Source organism: Pseudokineococcus marinus, assembly GCF_013004605.1.
Lineage (GTDB): Bacteria > Actinomycetota > Actinomycetes > Actinomycetales > Quadrisphaeraceae > Pseudokineococcus > Pseudokineococcus marinus.
In genome coordinates, this window is record NZ_JABEMA010000389.1 from 1 (window position 1) to 2,432 (window position 2,432).

A 2,432-nucleotide genomic window follows, 5' to 3' on the forward strand; every position below is an offset into this window, starting at 1 on the left:
GCCCGAGGGCTTCGTCGCCTGGACGCGCGCGACCTTCGACAAGCTCGTCGCCGCCGACCCCGAGCCTCTGCGCCCGCACTTCGCCGTCTCGACGTCGATGGTCCTCAACGTCCTGGCGCGCCCCGGCACCCCGAGCAGGGCGCCCAGCAGCTGCCCGACGGCCAGCGGGCGCGGGGGCACGGGCAGCGTCGCGAAGCGCGCCGGGTCCAGGGACGGGTCGACGCCGAAGGCCAGCAGGGGGACGAGCGTCCACCCGAGCACGAGCAGCGCTCCCCCGGCGAGGACGACGGCCCGCGCCACCTCGACGGGGGCGCCCGCGAGCGCCGCGAGGCCGACGAGCGCCGCGGCGAGGAGTCCGAGGCCGTAGAGGCCGCCGAGCACGAGGACGACGACCCGCCAGGTGTCGCGCCGCAGCGCCCCGCGCCACAGCGCGAGGCGCAGCCTCAGGAGCGCCGCAACCACGCGAGCCCCTCGCCGCTGCCGCGCTCCCCGCCGCCGGCGAGCTCGACGAAGCGCTCCTCGAGCGTGCGCCCGTCCCGCACCTCCTCGAGCGTCCCGGCGGCCAGGACCCGGCCGCCGGCGACCACGGCGACGCGGTCGCACAGCCGCTCCACGAGCTCCATGACGTGGCTGCTGAGCACCACGGTGCCCCCGCCGGCGACGAAGTCCCCGAGCAGCCCCCGGATGGACGCCCCCGACAGCGGGTCGACGGCCTCGAACGGCTCGTCGAGCACGAGCAGCCGCGGCGCGTGCACGAGCGAGCAGGCCAGCGCGGCCTTCTTCGCCATGCCGGCCGAGTAGTCGACGACGAGCTCGTCCCCGGCGGCGGTGAGCCCGAGGACGTCGAGCAGCTCCTCCGCCCGCTCGCGCGCCACGGCGCGCGCCAGCCCGTGCAGCTCGCCCGTCGTGCGCACGAGCTCCCGCCCGGAGAGCCGGTCGAACAGGCGCATCCCGTCGGGCAGGACCCCCAGGAGGCGCTTGGCGCCCACCGGGTCCGCCCACACGTCGTGGCCGAGCACCCGCGCCGTCCCGGCGTCGGGCCGCAGCAGCCCCGTCGCCATGGACAGGGTCGTCGTCTTCCCGGCGCCGTTGGGCCCGACGAGGCCCGTCACCGACCCGGCGGGGACGAGCAGGTCGACGCCGTCGACGACCGCCCGGCCGCCGAAGCGCTTGACCAGGCCCACGAGCTTCAGGGCCGGCCCGGCCCCGGACGCCCCCGCGCCGTCCTCCGCGCTCGTGCGGCCCCCGTCCTCGTCCACGCCGGGGACGCTAGCGGCCGCCCGGGACGCCTCCGGCCAGCCCTCCGGCGTCCGACGCCGCCCGTGCCCCGGACGGCTGTTCGTGTCGCGCGCGACAGTCCTTAGGATCTGCGCCGTGCCGCGCGCCACGATCACGCCGCAGCAGCTGAGGGACCACGTGCTCCAGCTCGGCGAGAAGCACCCCCCGATCCCGCTCGACAGCGTCGACCGGACCGTGCACGACCCCTCGGCCGTGCGCGAGGCCTTCGGGCCCGTCATCTCCTACCTGTCGCGCGTCGAGCTCGAGGTCGACCGCAACGTCCTGGAGCTCCTCACCCTCCTGCCCGACGTCGACGAGACCGACCGCCTCTTCTTCGCCGACGTCTGGCAGCCGCAGGAGATCCAGCACGGCCTGATCCTCGACCGGCTGCAGCAGGACCTCGGCATGGAGCCGGCCGAGCCGAACACGACGGTCGTCAGCCCCAAGATCCGCGTCCTCGGCGCCCTCGCCCACCTGCGCCCGGTCCAGGAGGTGGCGCGCCTCCTCTACTACCTGACGGGCGCCGCGACCGAGCGGTCCGCCGTCCTCGCCTACAACCGGCTGTCCGAGGGGCTCGAGCGGCTCGGCGAGACCGCGACCGCGCGCACCGTCGTCGCCCCCATCAAGCAGCAGGAGCCCGGCCACTTCGCGTACTACCGGCTGGCCGCCACGCAGATGCTCCAGGCCGGGCTGCTGGCCCCCTGGCAGCTGCGGCTCACCCAGGTGCTGCGCCGTCGCTCCTTCGCCCTCGTCGGCGTCAACCGCCCCGGCCAGGAGGCCGACTACGGCCGGGTCGTGCAGACGCTCGGTCTCGGCGACGACCTCGAGAGCTTCGCGCGCGACATCTCCCGCGTCGAGCGCGAGCTCCTCTGGGCCGGCCATAAGGGCATGGAGGTGCCCGGCTACGTGCTCGCGGCGCTGCGCGACGCCGTCGGCGCCCACCGCGAGCGCCTGGCCACCGGCGGCGCCGCCCCCGCCTGACCGCGGGACGTCGGCCCGGGCGGTGAGGGGACGGGCTACCGGCCGGACGGCCCCCGCCCGTGCACGAGCGGTCGGGCCCGGGCGCGCGGAGAGCACGTGAGGCCGGCGCCCCGACCCCTGCGGCAGGCGGCCACCGCGCGCCGAGCCAGTGCCGGAGCGCGGCCGGGCCCGTC

The 2,432-nt window shown here is 76.9% G+C and carries 2 protein-coding genes and 1 pseudogene; 2 read left to right on the forward strand and 1 reads right to left on the reverse strand.

The features are described from left to right. Positions 1-127: pseudogene (locus tag HLB09_RS20470) on the forward strand (DUF3516 domain-containing protein); the annotation flags it as partial. Positions 128-443: 316 nt separating this feature from the next. Here the strand turns inward: HLB09_RS20470 and HLB09_RS15790 are convergent. After that, positions 444-1,259 carry an ABC transporter ATP-binding protein gene (locus HLB09_RS15790; protein WP_171204271.1) on the reverse strand — a complete coding sequence of 272 codons (816 nt, stop codon included), beginning with the start codon at positions 1,257-1,259 and terminating at the stop codon, positions 444-446. Between the two features lie 115 nt (positions 1,260-1,374). Between HLB09_RS15790 and HLB09_RS15795 the strand changes: the two genes are divergently transcribed. Then, positions 1,375-2,259, forward strand: coding sequence for a GTP-binding protein LepA (locus HLB09_RS15795; protein WP_171204272.1), 885 nt, complete (start codon positions 1,375-1,377; stop codon positions 2,257-2,259). Positions 2,260-2,432 lie beyond the last annotated feature (173 nt).